Genomic DNA, 21,066 nt, shown 5'->3' on the forward strand with positions numbered 1-21,066 from the left:
AGGGCCGCCACCCGGATCCTCCCGGTGGCGGCCCCTCCGCGTACAAGGCGTGGTCAGGGCGTGTCGTGCTCCGCCATGCCCTCCGCGACCCGCTTCTGAACCCCCGGGATCAGCTGGTACAGCAGGTCCATGTCCGAGGCGGGGAACTCCTGGAGGCCGTAGTGCGCCGCCACCAGCTGCGCCAGCTCCGCATCCGCCGGGAACTGGTCGTGGTCCTGGACGTACGTCCACATGATCTTGAAGACGTCCTCCTCGAAATCGTTCACCGGAGGCTGCGGCTCCTCGACGTACTCGGGATACGGCACGAACTCCTCCGGACCCGGCGGGGGCACGTCCTCCGGCCCCTGCGGCACCGGGACCGGCATGGGCTCGAGCCCCTCCACGATCTGCGGGTTGTACGTGCCCTCGTACGCCTCGGGAGAGACCTGCGGGGCATCGAACCACGGACTCTCGTGATTCACCGGCCCACCCGGCACCTGCGCCTGACCCGGCACCTGCGCCGGCCCCGGCACCTGGTCCTCCGGGCCCTGGGCCTGCGCCGGAACCGCAGCCCCCAGCGCCACCGGCTGCTGAGGCTGCGCGAGCGCCACCGCCTGCGCCTGCGCCGACACCGGCACCGGCTGAGGAGACCCCGGAGGCAGCACCGCCGGCTCGATGCCGGCCGCGGCGAGCCCCGCCGGAGCCGTCTCCGCCAACGGCACCCCGTACCGGGCCAGCCGCAGCGGCATCAACGCCTCCACCGGAGCCTTGCGCCGCCAACCCCGCCCGAAACGCGCCTGCAACCGGGCCTGATAGATCAGCCGCTCCTGCTCCAGCTTGATGACCTGCTCGTACGAGCGCAGCTCCCACAGCTTCATCCGACGCCACAACCGGAACGTCGGCACCGGCGACAGCAACCAACGGGTGATCCGCACGCCCTCCATGTGCTTGTCGGCCGTGATGTCCGCGATCCGGCCCACCGCGTGCCGCGCCGCCTCCACGGCCACCACGAACAGCACCGGGATCACCGCGTGCATGCCCACACCCAGCGGATCAGGCCAGGCGGCCGCACCGTTGAACGCGATCGTCGCCGCCGTCAGCACCCACGCGGTCTGACGCAGCAACGGGAAGGGGATCCGCAACCAGGTCAGCAGCAGATCCAGAGCGAGCAGCACACAGATGCCCGCGTCGATGCCGATCGGGAAGAAGTACGAGAAGGTGCCGAAGCCCTTCTGCAGGGCGAGCTCGCGCACAGCGGCGTACGAACCCGCGAAACCGATCCCCGCGATGATCAGCGCACCGCCGATGACGAGGCCGATGAGTATTCGGTGTGTGCGTGTCAGCTGCATCGCGGCCACCCGCGACCCCTCCCGTCATTTCGACATCCCGCGCGCACAGAGTGGCACATGTGAGCGAAGCCCGGCCCCCGGGGGAGGGACGGGCTCCGCACTCACACGGCACTCTGCGCTGGTTTGTGACTACTTGTTGGCTGCCGCGACCGCCGCGACGGCCTCCTTGACCGCCTTCACCGCACCACTCGTGATCGTCTTCTCCGACGGGGTGTCCGCACCCGCGTAACCCGCACCGTTGTACGACAGCAGGACCAGCACATTGCCCGTACGCGCCACGACCGACGTGTACACGAAGTCCTCGTCCGTCTTGCGCAGCCGGTACGTCACCGTCTTCGCCTCGTCCCCGATGCCCGTCGCCACGACCGTCCGCAGGTTCTTCGCACCCGGCGTCGCCTCGACCTTCGCGAGCTCCTTCGCGAGGTTCTCCTGCGCCCGCTCCTGACCACTGCCCAGCGAGGCATCGGACTCGTACCGGTAGAAGGACACGTCCAGCCAGCGGTACTGCGAGCCCTTCACCCCCTTGTCCTCCAGCCCGTTCCACGAACAGCCACCACGACTGGCCAGGTCACTGGAGACGGCCGGCGTGCCGTTCTTCGTCTTCGCCTTGGGCACCAAGGACGCCGTCGTCTTCGCGGAGATCGCCTTGCAGACCTCCGGCAGCTTCGCGAACCTCGCCGGCTCGACCGCCTTCGTCGTCTGCGAGGGCGACGGAGTCGCGGACGCCGACACGGTCGTCCCACCCTGCCCCTGCGCCTTGCCGGAGTCGTCGGAGTCCGAGGAGCACCCCGCGGCGACGAGCATCACCGGGACGGCGGCGCAGGCGAGTATGCGGGTGAGTCGCGTTCGCGGAGCTGATCGCTGCATGGTTCCTTCAGTCACTTGTCGTACGGTCCGGCCGACGGCCCACCGGCCGCAGCCAGGGCACACGGCCATGGACACGGCCACGGGTACGCCGACACGTTACGTGGTCGCCACCCGCTCACGGAGCGGATGCGAACGGCTACTCCTCAAGCCGCTCGGCGAGCTGCCGGGCCAGATACCGGGCCTTTTCCTGCAGTTCCGCGCTGTCGGGGGCCTCCGGGGAACCCGTCGTCTGCTCCCGGTACCAGACCGTCACGATCACGTTCGATGTGCGGAAGACCACGCTGACAGCACGCTGATGACCGTTCGCGCCGACCGCGCTGAGGGCGTCGTCCAGATACGCCACGTCCCCCAGACCCTCCAGGACCCGGGGCCCCAGACCGGTCGCGGCCGGACCGGAACCCGGGGACGCGGAACCCGTGGGCACACCGCTGGGGCTGCCGGCCGGAGCGCCCGTGGGCGCACCGGCGGGAGTGGCACCCGCCGACGGCGCCTTGCCCGCCAGAGCGGCCGACCCCGCGGCCGGCTTCCCCGCGGCGGAAGGAGCACCCGTCGCCGGAACCGTCGGAGCCGCCGTGGGAGTGGGAGGCGCCGTGGGCACCGGGATGCCCGCCGCGACCTGCTTGCGGACGTACACCTCCTGCGCCCGGTCGTCGTCGCTGACGGCCGCGTCGTACGACACCACCCGCTCGACGTCGAGGGAGAGCCAGTGCGAGGTGTCCGCCGTATCGGCCTTCCACGTGCACCCGACGCGCCGGTCGGTGTCGTACGTGACGGCCGCGACGCCCCGGTACGCCTTGTCGCGCTCGGCGTCGGGCAGCGCGGCCGCGCCCGGGAGCAGGACCTTGAGGGTGGCCTGCGGGACGGCGCCGCAGGGCTCGAAGAGGGTGCGGTAGCGGCCGGGGGGCGCGACGGGGGCGGCGGCCTGGCCGGCCTTGGCGTCGACGGCGACGTCGTCCGCGGGGGTGCCGGCGGAGCACGCGGTGAGGCCGGCCCCCAGGCCCAGGCCGAGTGCGAGGACGACGGCGGTGCGAGCCGTGGACCCGGTGCGGCCGGGTGCGTACCTCTTTCGCTGCACGGTCCCAGGCTCCCTTCACCCGAAGTCTTTCCCGAAAACTGTTTGCCGCGCGAACCCGGCTGGTGGACACAATGTCTATCGCACACGCAGCCGTTGATGTCGCTCCCCTGTCACCTGTACGGGCTTTGGCTCCGGTTTTTGCGTTATCAGACTTTTCGGGGGAATCGAGGAAGTATGTCGTACGTAGAGGTACCGGGCGCGAAAGTACCGATCAGGATGTGGGCCGACCCCGCCTCGGTCGAGGGCGGCGCCATGCAGCAGCTGCAGAACGTGGCGACGCTGCCGTGGATCAAGGGCCTCGCCGTGATGCCGGACGTGCACTACGGCAAGGGTGCGACGGTCGGGTCCGTGATCGCGATGCAGGGTGCGGTCTGTCCGGCGGCGGTCGGTGTGGACATCGGCTGCGGGATGTCGGCGGTCAAGACCTCCCTGACGGCGAACGACCTGCCGGGCGACCTGTCCCGCCTCCGCTCGAAGATCGAGCAGGCCATCCCGGTGGGCCGGGGCCTCCACCGCGAGGCAGTGGACCCGAAGCGGCTGTACCAGTTCCCGACGGCGGGGTGGGATGACTTCTGGTCGCGGTTCGACGGGGTCGCTGACGCGGTGAAGTTCCGGCGGGAGCGGGCGGTTACGCAAATGGGAACCCTTGGCCAAGGGAATCACTTTGTGGAGCTTTGTGTCGATGCGTCCGGTTCGGTGTGGCTCATGCTGCACTCGGGATCCAGGAACATCGGCAAGGAGCTCGCCGAGTACCACATCGGCCAGGCGCAGAAGCTTCCGCACAACCAGGGTCTCGTCGACCGCGACCTGGCGGTCTTCGTCGCGGACACCCCGCAGATGGCCGCCTACCGGCACGACCTCTTCTGGGCGCAGGAGTACGCCAAGTACAACCGCGCGATCATGATGGCGCTCTTCCAGGAGGTCGTCCGGCGGGAGTTCCGCAAGGCCAGGGTGACCTTCGATCCGGTGATCTCCTGCCACCACAACTACGTGGCGGAGGAGCGGTACGAGGGCATGGACCTGCTGGTAACGCGGAAGGGCGCGATCAGGGCGGGCTCCGGAGAGTTCGGGATCATCCCGGGCTCGATGGGCACGGGCTCGTACATCGTGAAGGGCCTCGGGAACGCGGCGTCCTTCAACTCCGCCTCGCACGGTGCCGGCCGGAAGATGAGCCGGAGCGCGGCGAAGCGGCGCTTCTCGACGCGGGACCTGGAGGAGCAGACGCGGGGCGTGGAGTGCCGGAAGGACTCCGGCGTCGTGGACGAGATCCCGGGTGCCTACAAACCGATCGAGAAGGTGATCGACCAGCAGCGGGACCTGGTGGAGGTCGTCGCCAAGCTGAAGCAGGTCATCTGCGTGAAGGGCTGAAAGCGAAATGGGACGGGGTGCCGCGTCAACGGCACCCCGTCCTTGCTTTGTGCCGGCTACTGGGCAGGCATGGGTGCCTGGCCGGTGCGGAGGCGCCATAGGCGCATGAAGCAGCTCTGCTCGGTGCGGTCGAGCGCGATGGCTGCGGTGGCGGGGTCGCCGAGTCGCAGCAGTTCGCGGTCGTCTGCTGCGGTCCAGCGTCGGCGCGGGGGTGCGATCTTCATGTCTGCCGGACGCACCCAGGCCTGGATCGCGGCTGCGTTGGCCTTCTTGTGCTCCAGGGCGAGGCAGCCGGGGTAGTAGAGGTGCTCGGCAAGCTGCTGGGCCTGCTCCTTCCAGTACGTGATGACGTAGACCTGGTCGCGGGTGTTGCGGCGGGCGATGCGCTCGGCGCCCGTGATCTTCTTCGTGTAGTGACACAGGTACGCGGCCACGGCCGTACTGGCCGACGTGAACGAGAGGAACGGGATGCCCTCTGCAGTCCAGCCGAGCGACCCGTCGGCGTCGATGACGCCGCGCAGGTAGTCGGGCCGGGAGAACTCGACGCGAGGCGGCCGAATGGTCCTGGACTTCTTGCCGTAGGGGATTCCGAGCTCGTTGATGATGGTTCTGGCTTCGAGTGCGCACAGCGTCCATGTGGCCGAGTGGTGCTGCTCGGCGAAGTTGGTGGTGCGGACCCGCTCAGTGACGGAGCTGTAGTACGGGGTCAGGCGCTGGAACTCGCGGAGGATGTGGATGTCCCGCGCGTTGATCTCGGCGGTCAGCTTGCCCTTCTGGCCCGCGCCGCGGGCCAGGTGCCCGTCGGCCTGCAGGAAGCCGAACATGTAGGCGTACTCGGGGTTCTCCAGGTCCATGAAGGACGGCGCGGCGGGTGTGAGGGCACTGATGTCGAACAGTGCGGGCGCGCTAGGGTCCTGTTCAGCCATGGGAAGTGTTGCCTTCCTGATGGTGAGGCCCTCGGCCGGGACGGCAATCCCGGTCGAGGGCCGTTCTGTATGGAGTTGTTTCGACGTTAGGGCGCGTCTTCGGGTGGCGTGTGGGTGATCGAGGGGGTTCACCCGGACGTGTCAGAGTTCGCGGTGGACCTTGGTGTTGGAGGCCTGGGCGCGGGGGCGGACCACCAGGAGGTCGATGTTGACGTGCGGGGGGCGGGTGCAGGCCCAGGTGATGGTGTCGGCCACGTCGTCGGCGGTGAGGGGTTCGGCGACGCCCGCGTAGACCTTGGCCGCCTTGTCGGTGTCGCCGCGGAAGCGGGTGGTGGCGAACTCGTCGGTCTTGACCATGCCGGGGGCGATCTCGATGACGCGGACCGGGGTGCCGACGATCTCCAGGCGGAGGGTCTCGGCGAGGACGCGGGCGCCGTTCTTGGCGGCGACGTAGCCGGCGCCGCCCTCGTAGGTGGAGTGGCCGGCGGTGGAGGAGAGGACGACCACCGTGCCGTCGCCGCTGGCGGTGAGGGCGGGGAGCAGGGCCTGGGTCATGTTCAGGGTGCCGAGGACGTTGACCTCGTACATCCGGCGCCAGTCCTCGGGGTCGCCGGTGGCGACGGGGTCGGCGCCGAGGGCGCCGCCGGCGTTGTTGACGAGGACGGCGAGGGTGCGGAAGGCGGTGGCGAAGTCGTCGACGGCGGCGCGGTCGGTGACGTCGAGGGCATAGGCGGTGGCCTGGTGGCCGGCTTCGTTGATCTCGGCGGCGAGGGCTTCGATGCGGTCCTTGCGGCGGGCGGTGAGGACCACTCGGTAGCCGGCGGCGGCCAGCTGTCGGGCGGTGGCGGCGCCGATTCCGCTGCTTGCTCCGGTGATGACGGCGATGGGGGTACCGGGGCCGGTCATGACGTGCTCCTCGCGCAGGTGGTCGATTACGTCGATCGCCTGGTCAGGATAGGTCGGGGCGTGGTTCAGCGGCCGCGTGGGGCGTACATGATCACGGCCATGCCGGCGAGGCAGATCAGGGCGCCGGTGACGTCCCAGCGGTCGGGGCGGTAGCCGTCGGCGGTCATGCCCCAGGCGAGGGAGCCGGCGACGAACACTCCGCCGTAGGCGGCGAGGACGCGGCCGAACTCGGCGTCGGGCTGGAGGGTGGCGACGAAGCCGTAGGTGCCGAGGGCGATGACTCCCGCGCCGATCCAGAGCCAGCCGCGGTGTTCCCGTACGCCTTGCCAGACGAGCCAGGCGCCGCCGATCTCGAAGAGGGCGGCGAGGGCGAAGAGGGCGATGGAGCGGGTGATCGGCATGGGGGCAGCGTGTCATGGGACACGCGGGCTGATGGGTTGTCAGAATATGTGATGAGTTGTGGTTATTTTGGGTCCATGCGTGGATTGCGGAAAGGTGTGCTCGGGGTCGCTCTCGCGACCGTGGTGGTGGGTGTGGGTACCGGTGCCGGTGCCGTGGTGCCGGCGGTGGGCGGGGCCGAGGCGGATCTGTCTCATCACGGGCATGTCTCCCTCTGGGGCGGGAGGGTCGGGGTCTGGCTGGTGAGTGAGAACCACGGGCCCTCGGACGTCTCCCAGGCGACGGTCCGCCTCGCCTTCTCCCAGCCGATGGCGGGTGGCCAGGAGCTGCCTCCGGACTGTCTGTGGAGCAGCGACCGGGTGGTGTCCTGCCGGACGGGTGAGCTGCGGGCCGCGGGCGGTACCGGTGAGCTGGCGCTCGACCTGCGGACCGCGGCCCTCCCGGACGAGATGACGGTCGAGATCACCACGGCCTGGCGGGACGGGGTGGCCGACCGGAATCCCCGGAACGACCGGCACCGTGTTCTGGTGCTCGCCACCGGGGATCCCTATGTCTTCTGAGGCGGGCTCGGCGTTCAGGGGGTCGCCCAGTGGACGTATCCGTCCGGGCGGACCAGTACCGCGGCCTTCTTCGCCGGGTCCGTCCAGGTGGCCCGCACGAGGTGCTCGGGGGTGACGGGGGCGGTCGCCGGCAGTGCCGGGGTCGCTCCCTCCGGGGCGATCAGGACGAACTCGCCCCGTCGGAGCAGCTCGTAGAGCCGTCCTTCGCGGAGGTGGGCGTCGGGTGCGCGGCGGCCCGAGGGGCGGTCGGCGTCCGGTGCGGGGGCGTAGGAGATGCCGATGCCGCTGAGCATGCCCATGGCGCGGGCCGAGGCGGGCGGGACCGCGTTCAGGAAGCGGGCGGCGAGGGAGCGGGCGGCGCGGGTGAGCGGGGTGTGGGCCATCGCGAGGCGGACGATGGCGCCGCTGCTGCGCAGCACCATGGCGCCGACGGGGTGGCGCTCGGACTGGTAGCTGTCGAGGAGGGCCTCGGGGTCGGGAGCCTCGCCGCGGAGTGCGGCGGTGAGCTTCCAGGAGAGGTTGGCGGCGTCCTGGAGGCCGGTGTTCATGCCCTGGCCGCCGGCGGGGGAGTGGACGTGGGCGGCGTCTCCGGCGAGGAAGGCGCGGCCGACGCGGTAGGCGGGGGCCTGGCGCTCGTCGCTGTGGAAGCGGGAGATCCAGCGGGCGTCGTGCATGCCGTGGTCCGTGCCGAAGGCCTTGCGGGCGATCTCGCGGACCTCGTCGAGGTCGACGGGCTCGCTGTCGGCGACCTGGCGGGAGCGGGTCCAGCCCATGACCCGGTACCAGCCGTCGCCGAAGGGGGCGAGGAAGGCGAAGGTGTCTCCGGAGCCGACGACGGTGAACGAGTCGGCGGGCTCCTCGGTCAGGCGCACGTCGGCGAGGACGATGGAGCGGATCACGGAGTGGCCGGGGAAGGGCAGGCCGAGGGCGGTGCGCACGGAGCTCCGGACGCCGTCCGTGCCGACCAGGTAGCGGGCGCGGAGGGCGAGCGGGGTGCCGTCGGGGTCGGTGAGTTCAGCGGTGACGCCGTCGGCGTCCTGGTGCAGGCCGCGCAGCTCCGTCCCGTACCGGAAGGTGACGCCCGCGGCGGCCGCCCGGCGCTCCAGGAGGCGCTCGACCTCGTACTGCGGGGTGACGAGCAGGTGGTTGAAGCGGGTGGGCAGCCGGGTCAGGTCCAGGTCGAGGCGGCCGAAGAGCCGTGCGGTGGCCAGGGTGGTGCCGGTGGCGAGGAGTTCGTCCGCGAGGCCGCGGGCGTCGAGCTGCTCCAGGGTGCGGGCGTGGACGCCGAAGGCGCGGGTCATGTTGCCGAGGCCGCGCGGGCGGCGCTCGACGAGGGTGACGTCGATGCCGGCGGCGGCGAGGTCTCCGGCGAGCAGGAGCCCGGTGGGGCCCGCGCCGATGACCAGTACGTCCGTGTCCGTGGTGCTCATGGCTGCCTCCAGGGTGCCCACGATCGTTTGCCAACAACTGTTGGTCAACGCTTGTTGGCAACATTAGGGCGGCCCGAATGGCGTGTCAACACCTGTTGGCCTACAGTTGTTGGCATGACGACCGTCCGCCGCTCCGACGCCACCCGGGCCGCCATCCTGGAGGCCGCCCGCGAGCGGTTCGCCTCCGACGGGTACGAGCGCGCCACCATCCGTGCCATCGCCCGTGACGCCGGGATCGACCCGTCGATGGTGATGCGCTACTACGGCAACAAGGAGGGGCTGTTCGCCGCCGCCTCCGAGGTCGACATCGGCCTCCCCGAGCTGGGCGCCCTGCCCGAGCGGCACGTCGGCGCCGTCCTGGTCGCCCACTTCCTGGAGCGCTGGGAGAGCGACGAGGTCCTCACCGCGATGCTGCGGGTGGGGGTCACCAACGAGGCCGGGGCCGCGCGCATGCGGGCGATCTTCGCCCAGCAGCTCGGCCCGGTCGCCAGGGGCGTCTGCCCCGATCCGGCGGACGCCCCGCGCCGGGCGGCGCTCGTCGCTTCCCAGATCCTCGGCATGGCCCTCGCCCGGTACGTGCTGCGTCTGTCGCCGGCCGTCGAGATGTCCGCCGAGGAGATCGTGGCGTGGCTGGCGCCCACCGTGCAGCGGTACCTCACCGCCGAGTCGCCTTGAGGGGGCCGGGCCTCGCTCCGGCCGGCCCGGTTCGTGACTCCGGGATGCCCGGTCCGTACAATATCTGCATGACGCAGAAGAGTTCCGTCCGGCGCGAGGCGCTCATGACCGAGCTGTACGGGGAAGCCCGCCGCTACATGGCCGCCTACGCCCTGTTCAACCAGGCCGTAGCCGACCACCTGGGGCTCCACCCGACCGACGTGCAGTGCCTGAACCTGCTCAGCCTGGAGGAAGGACCGGTCACCACCGGACGCATCGCCGAACTCACCGGGCTCACCACCGGCTCCGCCACCCGGCTCGTCGACCGGCTGGAGCGCTCCGGCTACGTGAGCCGCCGGCGCGACACCGAGGACCGGCGCCGGGTCCTGGTGGCGCTCGTCCCCGAGCGGATGGCGGAGCTCGGCGCCCTCTGGCGGAAGCTCAACGGCACCTGGGGCACGATGTTCGACGTCTACAGCGACGCCGAGGTCGCGCTGCTCATCGCCCACATGCGACGCACCGTCGAGGTCAGTGCCGCGCAGATCGAGCGGCTGCGCGGGGGCGACCTCGGCTGACGGGGCCTTCCGGCAAGTGCCTTCTAGTGGGCTGCCGCCCCGCCGAACTCCCTCACCGCGTCGGAGACGATCGCCTCCAGGCGCGCGTGGTGCGCGCCGCGCCAGTAGACCCTGCCGCACTCCACGCACTGCGCGAACACGTCGTACGTCTTCTCGGTGCCCTGCTCCAGGCGCTCGCGGACCGTGTCCTTGTCGGCGTCGCTCAGCTCCCCGTTGCACGCCGTGCAGCGGGTCCAGGGCGCCAGCGGAGGGGCGAACCGCTCCAGTACGTCACGGAGTTGGTCGTCAGGCCGGTCGCTGTAGACGTAGGCGCCCGCCCACAGTTCGCGGCGGCGCAGCAGGCCGCGGTCCCGCGAGAGCATCACGCGCCGCTCGCGCGCGGAGAGAGCGGCGAGGGCGGGGTCGCCGATGTCCTCGCTCTCGTACGCCGCGTCCACGCCGAGCAGTCGCAGGCGCCGGGCGAGCGTGCCGAGGTGCACGTCCAGCAGGAACCGGAGCGGTGCGCCCGGCACCGGCTGCGGGCGGGCCACGTCCTCCACCTCGACGGTCTCGCCCGTGCCGGGGACGTGCGAGGCGTCGACGGGCCGCCCGTCCACCAGCAGCCGGCCGGCCTCGGTGAGCGGCACGCCCAGGGACTCCACGACGTGGCCGAGCGACGAGGTGCCGTCGGTGGTCAGCGGGGTGCGGCCCGAGCGGCGGTCTGCCGGGACGAAGAGGTGGAGGGCGGGGGCGAAGCTGATCTGGATCTGCGGTCCGTTCACGGGGACCAGGATGGCATCGGGGCTCGGGTGGCGGCCAGGGAATTCGGCCCTTGCCGGGCCGAGGGCCTCGGCCCCCTGGGTCGGGGCCCGCACCTCCAGGGCGGCGCGCGAGGGGGTGCGGGCTCAGGCGCGGGAGCCTGGGCGCGGCTATGGGCGCCGTTCCGTCGTGGGCGGTCGTTCCGCCCCGGCGGAACGACCGCTCACAACGCGGGTCAAGGGCGGAAGGCATCCGCGTGGTCCGTGGCCCAGGTGGTGAAGGTGCGGGCGGGGTGGCCCGTCAGGTCTTCGACCGTTCTGGTCAGGGGGGTCGGGCGGCCGTCGTGGGAGGCCCAGTAGGAGAGCAGGGCGTCCGCGAACGGCTCCGGGACGAAGGCCGCCACCGAGCTCTTCCACTCCTCGGGAGTGACCGTCCTGTACCGCGCCGGGCGGCCCGTCACCTCCGCCAGGATCGCCAGCTGATCGGTGAAGTCCAGTGATTCGGGGCCGGTCAGCAGGTATGAGGAGCCGCGCAGCCGGGGATCGGTGAGCACCGCGAAGGCGGCCTCGGCGACGTCCCGCTCATGGATCGGGTCGCCGTACGCGTGCGGGTACGGCAGCGCCGGACCCTGGCCGCCCTTGAGCGCCCCTGCCCACTGCAGGGCGTTGGTGGCGAAGGCGCCCGGCTGGAGGTGGGTGACCTCGAAGGCGCCGGACTCCGCGGCGGCCGACAGGGCGCGCTCGGCCGCGAGGTGCGAGGCCGCGACGGCGTTCTCGGCGGCGTCCGGCGCGAGGACGGAGCTGGAGGAGAGCAGGACGACGTGCTCGACGCCGGCGGCGCGGGCCCGGTCGGCGAAGGTGCCGGCGTGCGCGGCCTCGGCGTACAGGAAGACGGAGTCGACGCCTTCCAGGGCGGCGTCGAAGGTGGCCGGATCGGCGAGGTCGCAGCGCACGGTGTCGACGCCCGGGGGTGGGGAGAGGTCCGCGGGGTTCTTGGATCCGGCCCTGGTCCTGACGCCCGCGGCGTCCAGCAGGCCGAGCAGGGTGGCGGCGACGCGGCCGCGGCTTCCGGTGACGAGAACGGTCATGAGGGGCCTCCGAGCTTCTCTGCGCGATGCATTCTCTGTGTTGCACAGATAAATATCCGTGATCGCACCTTGCCCGTCAACCCTGAGAAAACCTGGGGTACCGTCCCCGCCATGAAGATCATCGACCTGGCCCCCGGCGACCCCCGGCTGGAGAGCGACCTCCTGCCGGTCCTCCGTGAACTCCGCCCCCACCTCACCCCAGAACTCTTCCGCGAGGTCTACGAGGCCGGCCACCCCGAGGGGCTGCGGTTCACCGCCGCCTACACGGACGCCGGCCGCTGCGTCGGCGCGGCCGGCTGGCGGATCGTCAACAACACCAGTTCCCTGCGCAAGCTCTACGTCGACGACCTGGTGACCGCCGCCGCCGACCGCTCCACCGGCGTCGGACACGCGCTCGTCGCCCACCTGGAGGACCACGCCCGCGCGGCCGGGTGCCACGAGCTCAACCTCGACTCCGGCACCCACCGCACCGGCGCCCACCGCTTCTACCTGCGTGAGCGCTTCGACATCGTGGCCTTCCACTTCACCCGGCCGCTCACCGCCCCCGACGCCGGCTGACCGAGGTCGAACCGCCAGTCGTTGCAGCGCATCGGGTTCCCCGGCGGGTACTCGAAGTCCCGCTCGCCGAGCAGTTCGAACCCCGCCTTGCGGCACACCGCGTTCGACGCGGTGTTGTCCGCGGACGGGAACGCGTGCAGATGGCGGCGCAGCCCCGCGGCCCGGGCCTCGGCGACCACCGCGCGCGTGGCGGCCGTCGCCAGGCCCCGGCCCTGGAAGCCCGGCAGCACCGCCCAGCCCGTCTCGTACACGGGCTCGCCGTCCCAGGTCCGCGCCCAGAAGCCGATGCTGCCCACCACGGCCCCCTCCGGCAGCAGCACGATCCGGAACATGCGCCCCGCCCCCGTGTCGTCGGCACTCAGCCTCACGTACCGCCGGTGCCTCCGGACGAGCTGCTCCTCGGTCTCCGGGCCGCCGAGGTGGTCCGTCAACTCCGGTGCGTTCAGGGCGCGCAGCAGGTCGCCGTCCTCCTCGGACCAGGCTTCCAGGCGTACGGACGAGGTCTCGTGATCCATGCCCGCACGGTAGGTCAGGGCACTGACACCGCACGGGCGTACGCGGTGGGCGGCACCCCGATCGTCGCCGTGAAGTCCCGTACGAGATGGGCCTGATCGCTGTAGCCCAACTCGGCGGCGAGCGCGGACCAGTCCGCCGCCCCCGCCGACTCGGCCCGCTCCAGGGCCTCGTGGAACCGGTAGCGCAGGATCACCCACTTCGGGCCGACGCCGACGTGGTCGGCGAAGAGGCGCTGGAGCGAGCGCGCCGACAGGCCGCTCGCGGCGGCCAGCCGGGAGACCCTGCGGACCGTGCGGTCCGAGCGGATCAGGTCCACCAGCTCCATGGCCTGCCCGGCGGCCGGATCGGGCTCCGGTCCACGGGCCAGGAGGAAGGCGTCGAGCGCCGCCACGCGCGCGTGGTCGTCGTCGGGGGACAGTACGGCGGTCAGGGGGTCGGTGCTTGCGATCCCGTTCCCGTTCCTGGTCCCGTTCCCCTTCCCGCTTCCGTATCCGTCCTCGCCCGCGTCCTCGTCAGGGAACACGTCCTCCAGCGGCACCCGCCGGCCCGTCCAGGCCGACACCGGCCACGCGGGCGCGAAGGGCCGGAAGCCGCCCGGGCGGAACTGCACCCCGCAGACCCGGCCCGTCCCCGCCAGCCTCTGCGTGAACAGGCCCAGGCCCACCCCCGCCACCTCGGCCGACGCGCTCGCCGTCGTCGCCGGGGCACCCGGCGGCCCGTACCGCTGGAAGACGACGTTCACCGACGGATGCGGGACCAGACGGCTCGCGTACGGCTCCGGCAGCTCCCAGTCGATCAGCCAGTAGTGCTCCAGATACGGCCGCAGTTCCGGCGCCGGTACGTGGCGGCGGAAGCGGACCCGGGAGAGCAGTTCGGCGGGGTCGACGATGCCCCGGGTGTCCCGGCGGGGGCGGGGAGCGGAGGCGGACATGCCCCGCATGCTAGGGCCGGTCAGAGCAGGCGGCCCGCCGGGCCCGGGGTGAGACGGGAGACGACCTGGCCGAAGGCCTGCTCCTCCTCGGGCGTCAGGGGCACCGACTCCTGTGGGTGCCAGACCCGCTCCAGGGGGAGGCCGGCAAGCTCGCGGCGGGCGCGGGCCCTGGCCCGCAGGTTCAGCGTCAGCCACGCCACCGTCGAGACGGCGAGCAGACCGAAGAGCGTGATCACACGGGGGTCCGAGAACGGGCCGGGCAAGGACATGGCTCACTCCAGGGCGTGAGGGCCGCCCGTATGCGGTGCGCCCCGGCAGGTGGCGCGCGCGTGCACGACGGCGCTGGTGATTCCTACTGCTTCCTCCCGACTCGTTCAGTTAACACCACCCTGGGGGACTTTCGGCAGGGGGGACCGGGACCGAAGTCCCGGTCCGGCCCGTCGGCGGTGGGCGGCAGGCCCTCTTGTGCGGGCCGGGGAACCCCTCCAAGGTGACGGACGAGGGAGATTCCGGCCGGGGAGGGAGCAGCCGCATGTCCGGGACAGAGGGATGGGGATTCACGGACGACAGGGGTACGGAGCTGGGGGCGGCCCGCGTGCCGCTGCGCCTCGTCGCGTACGTGCGGGCCGGTGCGGCGCTGCTCGACCTGGGGGTGACGCCGGTCGCCGTGTACGGCTCCGGGCACGACGGCGAGGCGCTCGATCCGGCCAAGGCCGGCGGCCTCCGGGCGGCCGGGGTGCCGTACCTCGGACCGGGCCGGGCCCTGGACGAGGAGGCGCTGGGCGAGCTGCGGCCGGACGTGATCGTCGACGTGACCTACGACGGCAAGAGCCCGTACGCGCTCGACGAGGCGGTCGCCGAGCGGCTCGGGGTCCCCCTCGTCGCGCTCTCCGTCAGCGGCGAACTCGCCCTGCCGGCGATCCTCGACCGCTTCGCCGCGCTGGCCGCGAGCCTCACCGCCGAGCCCCCGCGACCCGCTTCCGCTTCCGGCTCCGCTTCCGCTTCCGGCTCCGCTTACGAGTCCGCCGCCGAGCTCGTCGCCGCCGAAGCCGTCCTCCGGGACGTCGCCGCCAGGTCCGGGGCCGCCGTGCTCGCGCTCTCCGGGGCGGGGCCCGAGCAGGTGCACCTCGCCCGGCCGCAGGCCTGGCCCGAGCTGGCGCACCTCGCCGGGCTGGGCGTCCGGCTGCTCGACCCCGGTCCCGGGCCCGGCGCCAACTGGCTCACCGGTGACTGGGACGGAGTCGCCGAACTCCGTCCCGACCTGGTCCTCTTCGACGACCGGGAGCACGCGACCCCGCCGTACGAGCTCCCCTCCGGGGTCCGCCGCACCCCCTGGAACCCCGAGACCCCGCCCAGCCCCGCCGCGTACGCCCGCTTCTTCCGCGACCTCGCCGAGGCCCTGGCCGCATAGGCGCACCAGCCCTGGCCGGTCCTACACGAGACGGGCGCGGAGGGAGGCGGCGAACTCCTCGGCGCGGGCGAGCTGGGCCCGCAGTTCGGCGACGCGCTCCGCGGCGGCCTCCTCGTAGCGGCGGACGCGGGCCACCAGGGCGGCCCGCTCGTCCGGTTCGAGTTCGCCGTCCGTGCCCGGTCGGTCGGCGGACAGCCGGTCCACGGCGCCGAGGAGCTCGCGGGTCTCGTCGAGGGTGAATCCGAGCGGGCCCATCCGGCGGACCACCATCAGCCGGGACACGTCCGCGTCCGTGTAGAGGGGGAAGCCGCCCGGCGAGGACGCGGACGGGGCGACCAGGCCGCTGTCCTCGTACTGCCTGATGGTCCGCAGCGACAGTTCGGTCCGTGCGGCGACCTCGCCGATCTGCATGGGCCGGCCGGTCATGCGTACTGCGCTCACGCGTCTGGCTCCTTCCTCGTACGGGGAGTCGCCAGGACGTACGGGCTCCCCTCAGGGCGCGACTTCCGCGCATTCCATAGGATTCGTCCTAATTTCAGCACCTATGAGGGGTGGAAGTGCGGCGAAACGCCTGCGTGCCGGTCGGCTCACGGCCAGACCAGGCAGTACGGCTGGTGTCCCGCCTCGTGGAGGCGGACCGAGAAGTCCTGCCACTCGTGGAGGAGCCGGTAGACGTCGAAGGCGTCGCGCGGGCCCCCTCGGTCCGGAACCGTCGACCAGATGAAGGCGGCGGCGCCGACCGACTCCTCGCCGATCCCGCGCAGCGGGTCGACCACGGTCATCGGCAGCTTCACCACCGCGTAGTCCGGGTGCAGCACCACCAGCTCCAGCGGCGGCACCTTGTGCAGGGGCATGCCCTGGATGCCGGTCAGGACCATGGCCGCTATCGTCTCGGGCTTGATCTTGGTGAACATGCCGCCCATGCCGAGCTCGTCCCCGCCGAGCTCCTCGGGGCGCATCGAGATCGGGACCTGTGCCGCGGTGGCGCTGTTGGGCGCGCCGAAGTACTTGTACGTCACCCCCAAGCTCCGGCCCCCGGTCGTAGGGGCCGAGTCCGCCACGGGCTCCGGCTTCGGCCGGTGCTCCGAAGCGGTCGGCTCCTCGGTTCGCCTGCGCCGGTGCCTTCCCCGCCGGGCAGACTCCGGACCCAGGTCGTCCGTCCCCTCGCCCGGTCCGCCACCGCGATGCATATCTCCACCCGACTGCTTTTTCTCGGCAACACGACCCCGCCGCGCAACCCGATCATCGTGTCAGTGACCTCCCCCGCGTTCGTACGGTGAAACACCTGTCCGCAAGAACGCCGTGGCCTCTGACACCATGGATTCCGTGAGTCATCCCTATGACGCCCCAGTTTCGCAGACGCGGACGGGGAGCGCCTCGGCGTAACAGACAGGATGCTCACCGCCGTCCCTCCGTTCCCGATGTCGTGCCCGAAGTCGTTCTCGCAGGTCAGGATCACAGTGCCGTATTCATACGAAGCCCCAGTCTCACAGACGCTTTTCGACCGCGCTTCCCTCGTGACGCCCGGCGGCGTGAACTCACCGGTGCGTGCCTTCCGGGCCGTGGGCGGAACGCCCCGGTTCATGGTGTCCGGTTCCGGTCCGTACCTCACCGACGCGGACGGTCGTGAGTACGTCGACCTGGTCTGCTCGTGGGGACCGATGATTCTCGGCCACGCGCACCCCGAGGTGACGGCCGCCGTGCAGGCCGCCGTGGCCCGCGGCACCTCCTTCGGTACGCCCGGCGAGGGCGAAGTCGCGCTCGGCGAGGAGATCGTCGCGCGGATCGAGCCGGTCGAGCAGGTGCGGCTGGTCTCCTCCGGCACGGAGGCCACGATGTCCGCGATCCGGCTGGCCCGCGGGTTCACCGGGCGTGCCAAGGTCGTGAAGTTCGCGGGCTGCTACCACGGCCACGTGGACGCGCTGCTGGCCGCGGCCGGTTCCGGTCTGGCCACCTTCGCCCTGCCGGACACGCCCGGCGTGACCGGCGCCCAGGCCGGCGACACGATCGTGCTGCCGTACAACGACCTGGAGGCCGTGCGGCAGGCGTTCGCCGCGCACCCGGGCGAGATCGCCTGTGTGATCACGGAGGCCTCGCCCGGCAACATGGGCGTCGTGCCGCCGCTGCCGGGCTTCAACCAGGGGCTCGCGGACCTGTGCCGGGAGAACGGCGCGCTGTACATCTCCGACGAGGTCATGACCGGTTTCCGCACCTCGCGGGCCGGCTGGTACGGCGTCGACGGCGTGAAGCCCGACCTGATGACCTTCGGCAAGGTCATGGGCGGCGGCTTCCCGGCGGCCGCGTTCGGTGGCCGCGCGGACGTCATGGGGCACCTGGCGCCGGCCGGCCCGGTCTACCAGGCGGGCACCCTCTCCGGGAACCCGGTCGCGACCGCCGCCGGGCTCGCGCAGCTGCGGCTGCTCGACGGGGCCGCGTACGACAAGGTGAACGCGGTCTCGGAGGAGATCCAGGGCCTGGTCACGGGCGCGCTGGCGAAGGAGGGCGTGGCGCACCGGCTGCAGACCGCGTCCAACATGTTCTCGGTGTTCTTCACCGCCGACGAGGTGCGGAACTACGACGACGCGAAGAAGCAGGAGGCGTTCCGCTTCAACGCCTTCTTCCACTCGATGCTGGCCGACGGCGTATACCTGCCGCCGTCCGCGTTCGAGTCCTGGTTCGTGTCGACCGCGCACGACGAGCGGGCGATCGAGCGGATCGCCGCCGCGCTCCCGGCCGCGGCCCGTGCCGCCGCGGAGGCCACGGCATGAGCGAGAACACCCGTGACCAGGACATCACCGTCGTCCACCTGATGCGCCACGGCGAGGTCCACAACCCCGACGGCGTGCTGTACGGCCGCCGCGCCGGCTACCACCTCTCCGAGCTGGGCCGGCAGATGGCGGACCGGGTGGCCGAGCACCTGGCCGGCCGGGACATCGCGTACGTCGTCGCCTCCCCGCTGGAGCGGGCGCAGGAGACGGCGATGCCGATCGCCAAGTCGCACGGTCTGGACCTGGCCAGTGACGAGCGGCTGATCGAGGCGGAGAACGTCTTCGAGGGCAAGACCTTCGGCGTCGGTGACGGGGCCCTGCGCAAGCCCGGCAACTGGAAGCACCTCACCAACCCGTTCCAGCCGTCCTGGGGCGAGCCGTACGTCGAGCAGGTCGTGCGCATGATGGGCGCGCTCGACGCGGCGAAGGACGCGGCCCGGGGGCACGAGGCGGTCTGCGTCAGCCACCAGCTGCCGATCTGGATCGTCCGCAGCTTCGTGGAGAAGCGGCGGCTCTGGCACGACCCGCGCCGTCGGCAGTGCACGCTGGCCTCGCTGACCTCGTTCACGTACCGCGGCGACAAGATCGTCTCGGTCGGGTACAGCGAGCCGGCCCGGGACCTCGTCCCGGCGCACCTCCTCGCGGGCGCGAAGCCGGTCAAGGGGAAGTCGAAGGCCTTCGGGGCGTAGCCCCGCGCGCACCGAGGATGCGCAGTCCCGCGCGCCCGAGGTCGCAGCCCCGCGCGCCCCGAGGGCATGGCCCGCGTACTCCAGGGGCGCAGCCCCGTGAGACGCGGTGCGGTCCCACTGGACAGCGCGGTACCGAGGGGCCACAGTTCAGGGCGGTCGGATGATGTTCATGTCATCCGTCCGCCCTGAAATTTTTGTGCGATTTTCCGGAACCTCCGTGTTCCTCCCGGCATCTCACTCATTGTCGGTTTGGATGACGTTCAGGTCACACGTCAGCGCGAATGGGGATGTCATGCGCGGGATCAGCGGGATCAGTCGAAGGGGGCTGCTCGGAGCGGGCGTTGGCGCCGCTGCGGCGATGGGGCTCGCCGCGTGCAGTACCGGAAATCAGGACAAGCCGGGACGTTCCGGCCCCGGCAAGGGGGGTGACGTCTCGGCGGACCCGGGCACGCCCACCCCGACCAAGGACGACGCCCGGCTCATCGGCGACGGTTCCACCGCCGACACCGGCAAGCAGCCGCACCAGCCCGACGCCCCGGTCCCGCTCGAACCCGGCCAGACCCCGCCCCAGTTCGTGATCTTCTCCTGGGACGGCGCCGGCGAGGTCGGCAACGGCCTCTTCCCGCGCTTCCTCGAACTCGCGAAGAACAACGACGCGGCCATGACCTTCTTCCTCTCCGGGATCTACCTCCTCCCCGAGTCGAAGAAGGACCTCTACCGCCCGCCGAACAACCGCGTCGGCGCCTCCGACATCGGCTACCTCACCGACGATCACATCAAGGAGACCCTGAAGTACGTCCGGCAGGCCTGGCTCGAAGGCCACGAGATCGGCACCCACTTCAACGGGCACTTCTGCGGCGGCTCCGGCTCCGTCGGCAACTGGACCCCGGCCCAGTGGCAGAGCGAGATCGACCAGGCGATGAAGTTCGTCACCGAGTGGAAGACCAACAGCGGCTGGACCGACCTCGACCCGCTGCCCTTCGACTACTCCAAGGAGCTCGTCGGCGGCCGCACCCCCTGCCTCCTCGGCCAGGACAACCTGCTCCCCACCGCCAAGCGCCTGGGCTGGCGCTACGACGCCAGCTCGCCCGGCGGCCGGCAGATGTGGCCGACGAAGCGCCAGGGGATCTGGGACCTCCCCCTCCAGGCCGTGCCCTTCCCCGGGCACTCCTTCGAGGTCCTGTCCATGGACTACAACATGCTCGCCAACCAGTCGAAGAACACGACCAAGGGCATGCCCTCGCGCTATCCGGGCTGGCGCAAGCAGGCGGCCGAGGCGTACCTTTCCGGCTTCACGCGCGCGTACGAGTCGAATCGCGCGCCCTTCTTCATCGGCAACCACTTCGAGCAGTGGAACGGCGGCATCTACATGGACGCCGTCGAAGAGGCGCTCAAGGGAATGGCCGGAAAGAAGGACGTGCGGCTCGTCTCCTTCAAGCAGTTCGTGGACTGGCTCGACGTCCAGGACCCGAAGATCCTGGAGAAACTGCGCTCGCTGGAAGTCGGACAGAGGCCCGCGGGCGGCTGGAACGCCTTCCTCAGGCCCACCCCCGCGACCCCTTCCTCCACCCCCACCGCTTAGGCGATCTTGACAAGGGGCTTTACGGGCACGTAGGGGGGTGCCCAAGATCCCCCAAACGCCCATGCGAAACTTTTCACATGAGCCTTAGCCGTGCCCCCCGAAGCACCCGGCGCACCCTGATCGCCGTCGGAATGCTGTCCGCCGCCGCCCTCGCGCTCTCGGGCTGCGGCGGCGACGACAACGGCAAGTCCGGCGGCGGTGGCAACACCAACTTCGTGACCAACACGGGCGGCATCTCCACCGCCGCCAAGGGCGAGCGCGCGGCCACCGGAAAGCTCGCGGGCGAGACCCTCGACGGCAAGCGGCTCGACGTCGCCGACCTCAAGGGCAAGGTCGTCGTCCTCAACGCCTGGGGCTCCTGGTGCAGCCCCTGCCGCGCCGAGGCCCCCCACTTCGCGAAGGTCGCCAAGGAGCTCAAGGGCCAGGGCGTCGAGTTCGTCGGCCTCAACACCCGCGACCCCAACAAGCAGCCCGCGATCGCGTTCGAAGAGGACTACGGGATCCCCTACCCCAGCCTCTACGACCCGCAGGGCAAGCTCATCCTCTTCGGCTTCCCCAAGGGCACCCTCAGCCTCCAGGGCATCCCCTCCACCGTCGTCCTCGACAAGGAGGGCAAGATCGCCGCCCGTTCCCTCATGGCGCTCGACGAGAAGAAGCTCCGGTCGATGATCGAGCCCCTCCTCAAGGAGAAGTGAGCC

General features: G+C 71.4%; 24 protein-coding genes. 10 read left to right on the top strand and 14 right to left on the bottom strand.

Annotation, left to right across the window (positions count from 1 at the left end; all coding sequences use genetic code 11):
* Nucleotides 1-53: 53 nt before the first annotated feature.
* From K7G60_RS09370 to K7G60_RS09380, 3 genes are all read right to left on the bottom strand, one after another.
* Nucleotides 54-1,337: a DUF2637 domain-containing protein gene (locus K7G60_RS09370; RefSeq protein ID WP_225800345.1), complete on the bottom strand. Its 1,284-nt coding sequence runs from the start codon at nucleotides 1,335-1,337 to the stop codon at nucleotides 54-56.
* Between the two features lie 120 nt (nucleotides 1,338-1,457).
* Nucleotides 1,458-2,195, bottom strand: a complete 738-nt coding sequence (locus K7G60_RS09375) for a DUF3558 domain-containing protein (RefSeq protein ID WP_225800346.1) — start codon at nucleotides 2,193-2,195, stop codon at nucleotides 1,458-1,460.
* Nucleotides 2,196-2,331: 136 nt separating this feature from the next.
* Nucleotides 2,332-3,270, bottom strand: a complete 939-nt coding sequence (locus K7G60_RS09380; RefSeq protein ID WP_225800347.1) for a DUF3558 domain-containing protein — start codon at nucleotides 3,268-3,270, stop codon at nucleotides 2,332-2,334.
* Nucleotides 3,271-3,444: 174 nt separating this feature from the next.
* On the opposite strand from K7G60_RS09380, the gene K7G60_RS09385 reads away from it, so the two are divergent.
* Nucleotides 3,445-4,638 carry an RtcB family protein gene (locus K7G60_RS09385; RefSeq protein ID WP_225800348.1) on the top strand — a complete coding sequence of 398 codons (1,194 nt, stop codon included), beginning with the start codon at nucleotides 3,445-3,447 and terminating at the stop codon, nucleotides 4,636-4,638.
* 56 nt (nucleotides 4,639-4,694) lie between these two features.
* Here K7G60_RS09385 and K7G60_RS09390 read toward each other — a convergent pair whose 3' ends face one another.
* The 3 genes from K7G60_RS09390 to K7G60_RS09400 form a co-directional block, all read right to left on the bottom strand.
* Nucleotides 4,695-5,564, bottom strand: a complete 870-nt coding sequence (locus tag K7G60_RS09390) for a hypothetical protein (protein ID WP_225800349.1) — start codon at nucleotides 5,562-5,564, stop codon at nucleotides 4,695-4,697.
* Nucleotides 5,565-5,705: 141 nt separating this feature from the next.
* Nucleotides 5,706-6,470, bottom strand: a complete 765-nt coding sequence (locus K7G60_RS09395) for an SDR family NAD(P)-dependent oxidoreductase (RefSeq protein ID WP_225800350.1) — start codon at nucleotides 6,468-6,470, stop codon at nucleotides 5,706-5,708.
* A gap of 65 nt (nucleotides 6,471-6,535) precedes the next feature.
* Complete coding sequence (locus K7G60_RS09400) at nucleotides 6,536-6,871, bottom strand: YnfA family protein (RefSeq protein WP_225800351.1); 336 nt, start codon at nucleotides 6,869-6,871, stop codon at nucleotides 6,536-6,538.
* Between the two features lie 240 nt (nucleotides 6,872-7,111).
* Here K7G60_RS09400 and K7G60_RS09405 point away from each other — a divergent pair, with 240 nt between their 5' ends.
* Entirely contained in the window at nucleotides 7,112-7,429 is a 318-nt protein-coding gene (locus K7G60_RS09405; protein WP_225800352.1) for a hypothetical protein, read from the top strand.
* A gap of 14 nt (nucleotides 7,430-7,443) precedes the next feature.
* Here the strand turns inward: K7G60_RS09405 and K7G60_RS09410 are convergent, their stop codons facing one another.
* A complete protein-coding gene (locus tag K7G60_RS09410; RefSeq protein ID WP_225800353.1) occupies nucleotides 7,444-8,859 on the bottom strand; it encodes an FAD-dependent oxidoreductase in 1,416 nt (471 codons plus the stop codon).
* Nucleotides 8,860-8,973: 114 nt separating this feature from the next.
* Between K7G60_RS09410 and K7G60_RS09415 the strand changes: the two genes are divergently transcribed.
* On the top strand, nucleotides 8,974-9,534 hold the full coding sequence (locus K7G60_RS09415; RefSeq protein WP_225800354.1) for a TetR/AcrR family transcriptional regulator: 561 nt from the start codon (nucleotides 8,974-8,976) through the stop codon (nucleotides 9,532-9,534).
* A 68-nt stretch (nucleotides 9,535-9,602) separates the two neighbouring features.
* Nucleotides 9,603-10,088 carry a MarR family winged helix-turn-helix transcriptional regulator gene (locus K7G60_RS09420; protein WP_225800355.1) on the top strand — a complete coding sequence of 162 codons (486 nt, stop codon included), beginning with the start codon at nucleotides 9,603-9,605 and terminating at the stop codon, nucleotides 10,086-10,088.
* Between the two features lie 23 nt (nucleotides 10,089-10,111).
* Here K7G60_RS09420 and K7G60_RS09425 read toward each other — a convergent pair whose 3' ends face one another.
* Both K7G60_RS09425 and K7G60_RS09430 read right to left on the bottom strand, forming a co-directional pair.
* Nucleotides 10,112-10,849: a Mut7-C ubiquitin/RNAse domain-containing protein gene (locus K7G60_RS09425; protein WP_225800356.1), complete on the bottom strand. Its 738-nt coding sequence runs from the start codon at nucleotides 10,847-10,849 to the stop codon at nucleotides 10,112-10,114.
* 212 nt (nucleotides 10,850-11,061) lie between these two features.
* Entirely contained in the window at nucleotides 11,062-11,913 is an 852-nt protein-coding gene (locus K7G60_RS09430) for an NAD(P)H-binding protein (RefSeq protein ID WP_225800357.1), read from the bottom strand.
* A 111-nt stretch (nucleotides 11,914-12,024) separates the two neighbouring features.
* On the opposite strand from K7G60_RS09430, the gene K7G60_RS09435 reads away from it, so the two are divergent.
* The gene (locus K7G60_RS09435; protein ID WP_225800358.1) at nucleotides 12,025-12,471 is read left to right on the top strand and encodes a GNAT family N-acetyltransferase; all 447 of its coding nucleotides are present in this window, start codon (nucleotides 12,025-12,027) and stop codon (nucleotides 12,469-12,471) included.
* Here K7G60_RS09435 and K7G60_RS09440 read toward each other — a convergent pair.
* The 3 genes from K7G60_RS09440 to K7G60_RS09450 are packed head-to-tail and all read right to left on the bottom strand — an operon-like array spanning nucleotide 12,399 to nucleotide 14,187.
* A complete protein-coding gene (locus K7G60_RS09440; protein ID WP_225800359.1) occupies nucleotides 12,399-12,986 on the bottom strand; it encodes a GNAT family N-acetyltransferase in 588 nt (195 codons plus the stop codon). The genes K7G60_RS09435 and K7G60_RS09440 overlap by 73 nt on opposite strands.
* 14 nt (nucleotides 12,987-13,000) lie before the next feature.
* Nucleotides 13,001-13,918, bottom strand: coding sequence for a helix-turn-helix domain-containing protein (locus tag K7G60_RS09445; RefSeq protein ID WP_225800360.1), 918 nt, complete (start codon nucleotides 13,916-13,918; stop codon nucleotides 13,001-13,003).
* Between the two features lie 20 nt (nucleotides 13,919-13,938).
* Nucleotides 13,939-14,187, bottom strand: coding sequence for a hypothetical protein (locus K7G60_RS09450; protein ID WP_225800361.1), 249 nt, complete (start codon nucleotides 14,185-14,187; stop codon nucleotides 13,939-13,941).
* A 263-nt stretch (nucleotides 14,188-14,450) separates the two neighbouring features.
* Here K7G60_RS09450 and K7G60_RS09455 point away from each other — a divergent pair, with 263 nt between their 5' ends.
* Nucleotides 14,451-15,329: an ABC transporter substrate-binding protein gene (locus tag K7G60_RS09455; RefSeq protein WP_225800362.1), complete on the top strand. Its 879-nt coding sequence runs from the start codon at nucleotides 14,451-14,453 to the stop codon at nucleotides 15,327-15,329.
* 21 nt (nucleotides 15,330-15,350) lie between these two features.
* Here K7G60_RS09455 and K7G60_RS09460 read toward each other — a convergent pair whose 3' ends face one another.
* Together K7G60_RS09460 and K7G60_RS09465 are read right to left on the bottom strand one after the other, a co-directional pair.
* Entirely contained in the window at nucleotides 15,351-15,755 is a 405-nt protein-coding gene (locus K7G60_RS09460; protein ID WP_225800450.1) for a MerR family transcriptional regulator, read from the bottom strand.
* 161 nt (nucleotides 15,756-15,916) lie between these two features.
* Complete coding sequence (locus K7G60_RS09465) at nucleotides 15,917-16,519, bottom strand: hypothetical protein (protein WP_190160733.1); 603 nt, start codon at nucleotides 16,517-16,519, stop codon at nucleotides 15,917-15,919.
* 231 nt (nucleotides 16,520-16,750) lie between these two features.
* Between K7G60_RS09465 and hemL the strand changes: the two genes are divergently transcribed.
* The 4 genes from hemL to K7G60_RS09485 all read left to right on the top strand — a co-directional run bounded on the left by hemL (nucleotide 16,751) and on the right by K7G60_RS09485 (nucleotide 21,063).
* Entirely contained in the window at nucleotides 16,751-18,097 is a 1,347-nt protein-coding gene (gene hemL, locus K7G60_RS09470) for a glutamate-1-semialdehyde 2,1-aminomutase (RefSeq protein ID WP_225800451.1), read from the top strand.
* The gene (locus tag K7G60_RS09475; RefSeq protein WP_225800363.1) at nucleotides 18,094-18,786 is read left to right on the top strand and encodes a histidine phosphatase family protein; all 693 of its coding nucleotides are present in this window, start codon (nucleotides 18,094-18,096) and stop codon (nucleotides 18,784-18,786) included. Before hemL ends, K7G60_RS09475 begins: the two co-directional genes overlap by 4 nt.
* A 301-nt stretch (nucleotides 18,787-19,087) precedes the next feature.
* Complete coding sequence (locus K7G60_RS09480; protein ID WP_225800452.1) at nucleotides 19,088-20,368, top strand: hypothetical protein; 1,281 nt, start codon at nucleotides 19,088-19,090, stop codon at nucleotides 20,366-20,368.
* Between the two features lie 77 nt (nucleotides 20,369-20,445).
* Nucleotides 20,446-21,063, top strand: coding sequence for a TlpA disulfide reductase family protein (locus K7G60_RS09485; protein ID WP_225800364.1), 618 nt, complete (start codon nucleotides 20,446-20,448; stop codon nucleotides 21,061-21,063).
* The last annotated feature ends 3 nt before the right edge of the window (nucleotides 21,064-21,066 follow it).

Origin of the sequence: Streptomyces sp. NK15101, assembly GCF_020400725.1 — a bacterium.
Lineage (GTDB): Bacteria > Actinomycetota > Actinomycetes > Streptomycetales > Streptomycetaceae > Streptomyces.

Bases quoted from the DNA above. Each gene is read 5' to 3' on its own strand.
- K7G60_RS09375 (WP_225800346.1), bottom strand. From the start codon at position 2,195: ATGCAGCGATCAGCTCCGCGAACGCGACTCACCCGCATACTCGCCTGC.
- K7G60_RS09385 (WP_225800348.1), top strand. From the start codon at position 3,445: ATGTCGTACGTAGAGGTACCGGGCGCGAAAGTACCGATCAGGATGTGG.
- K7G60_RS09390 (WP_225800349.1), bottom strand. From the start codon at position 5,564: ATGGCTGAACAGGACCCTAGCGCGCCCGCACTGTTCGACATCAGTGCC.
- K7G60_RS09395 (WP_225800350.1), bottom strand. From the start codon at position 6,470: ATGACCGGCCCCGGTACCCCCATCGCCGTCATCACCGGAGCAAGCAGC.
- K7G60_RS09400 (WP_225800351.1), bottom strand. From the start codon at position 6,871: ATGCCGATCACCCGCTCCATCGCCCTCTTCGCCCTCGCCGCCCTCTTC.
- K7G60_RS09410 (WP_225800353.1), bottom strand. From the start codon at position 8,859: ATGAGCACCACGGACACGGACGTACTGGTCATCGGCGCGGGCCCCACC.
- K7G60_RS09415 (WP_225800354.1), top strand. From the start codon at position 8,974: ATGACGACCGTCCGCCGCTCCGACGCCACCCGGGCCGCCATCCTGGAG.
- K7G60_RS09420 (WP_225800355.1), top strand. From the start codon at position 9,603: ATGACGCAGAAGAGTTCCGTCCGGCGCGAGGCGCTCATGACCGAGCTG.
- K7G60_RS09430 (WP_225800357.1), bottom strand. From the start codon at position 11,913: ATGACCGTTCTCGTCACCGGAAGCCGCGGCCGCGTCGCCGCCACCCTG.
- K7G60_RS09435 (WP_225800358.1), top strand. From the start codon at position 12,025: ATGAAGATCATCGACCTGGCCCCCGGCGACCCCCGGCTGGAGAGCGAC.
- K7G60_RS09440 (WP_225800359.1), bottom strand. From the start codon at position 12,986: ATGGATCACGAGACCTCGTCCGTACGCCTGGAAGCCTGGTCCGAGGAG.
- K7G60_RS09445 (WP_225800360.1), bottom strand. From the start codon at position 13,918: ATGTCCGCCTCCGCTCCCCGCCCCCGCCGGGACACCCGGGGCATCGTC.
- K7G60_RS09450 (WP_225800361.1), bottom strand. From the start codon at position 14,187: ATGTCCTTGCCCGGCCCGTTCTCGGACCCCCGTGTGATCACGCTCTTC.
- K7G60_RS09455 (WP_225800362.1), top strand. From the start codon at position 14,451: ATGTCCGGGACAGAGGGATGGGGATTCACGGACGACAGGGGTACGGAG.
- K7G60_RS09460 (WP_225800450.1), bottom strand. From the start codon at position 15,755: ATGACCGGCCGGCCCATGCAGATCGGCGAGGTCGCCGCACGGACCGAA.
- K7G60_RS09465 (WP_190160733.1), bottom strand. From the start codon at position 16,519: ATGCATCGCGGTGGCGGACCGGGCGAGGGGACGGACGACCTGGGTCCG.
- hemL (WP_225800451.1), top strand. From the start codon at position 16,751: ATGTCGTGCCCGAAGTCGTTCTCGCAGGTCAGGATCACAGTGCCGTAT.
- K7G60_RS09475 (WP_225800363.1), top strand. From the start codon at position 18,094: ATGAGCGAGAACACCCGTGACCAGGACATCACCGTCGTCCACCTGATG.
- K7G60_RS09485 (WP_225800364.1), top strand. From the start codon at position 20,446: ATGAGCCTTAGCCGTGCCCCCCGAAGCACCCGGCGCACCCTGATCGCC.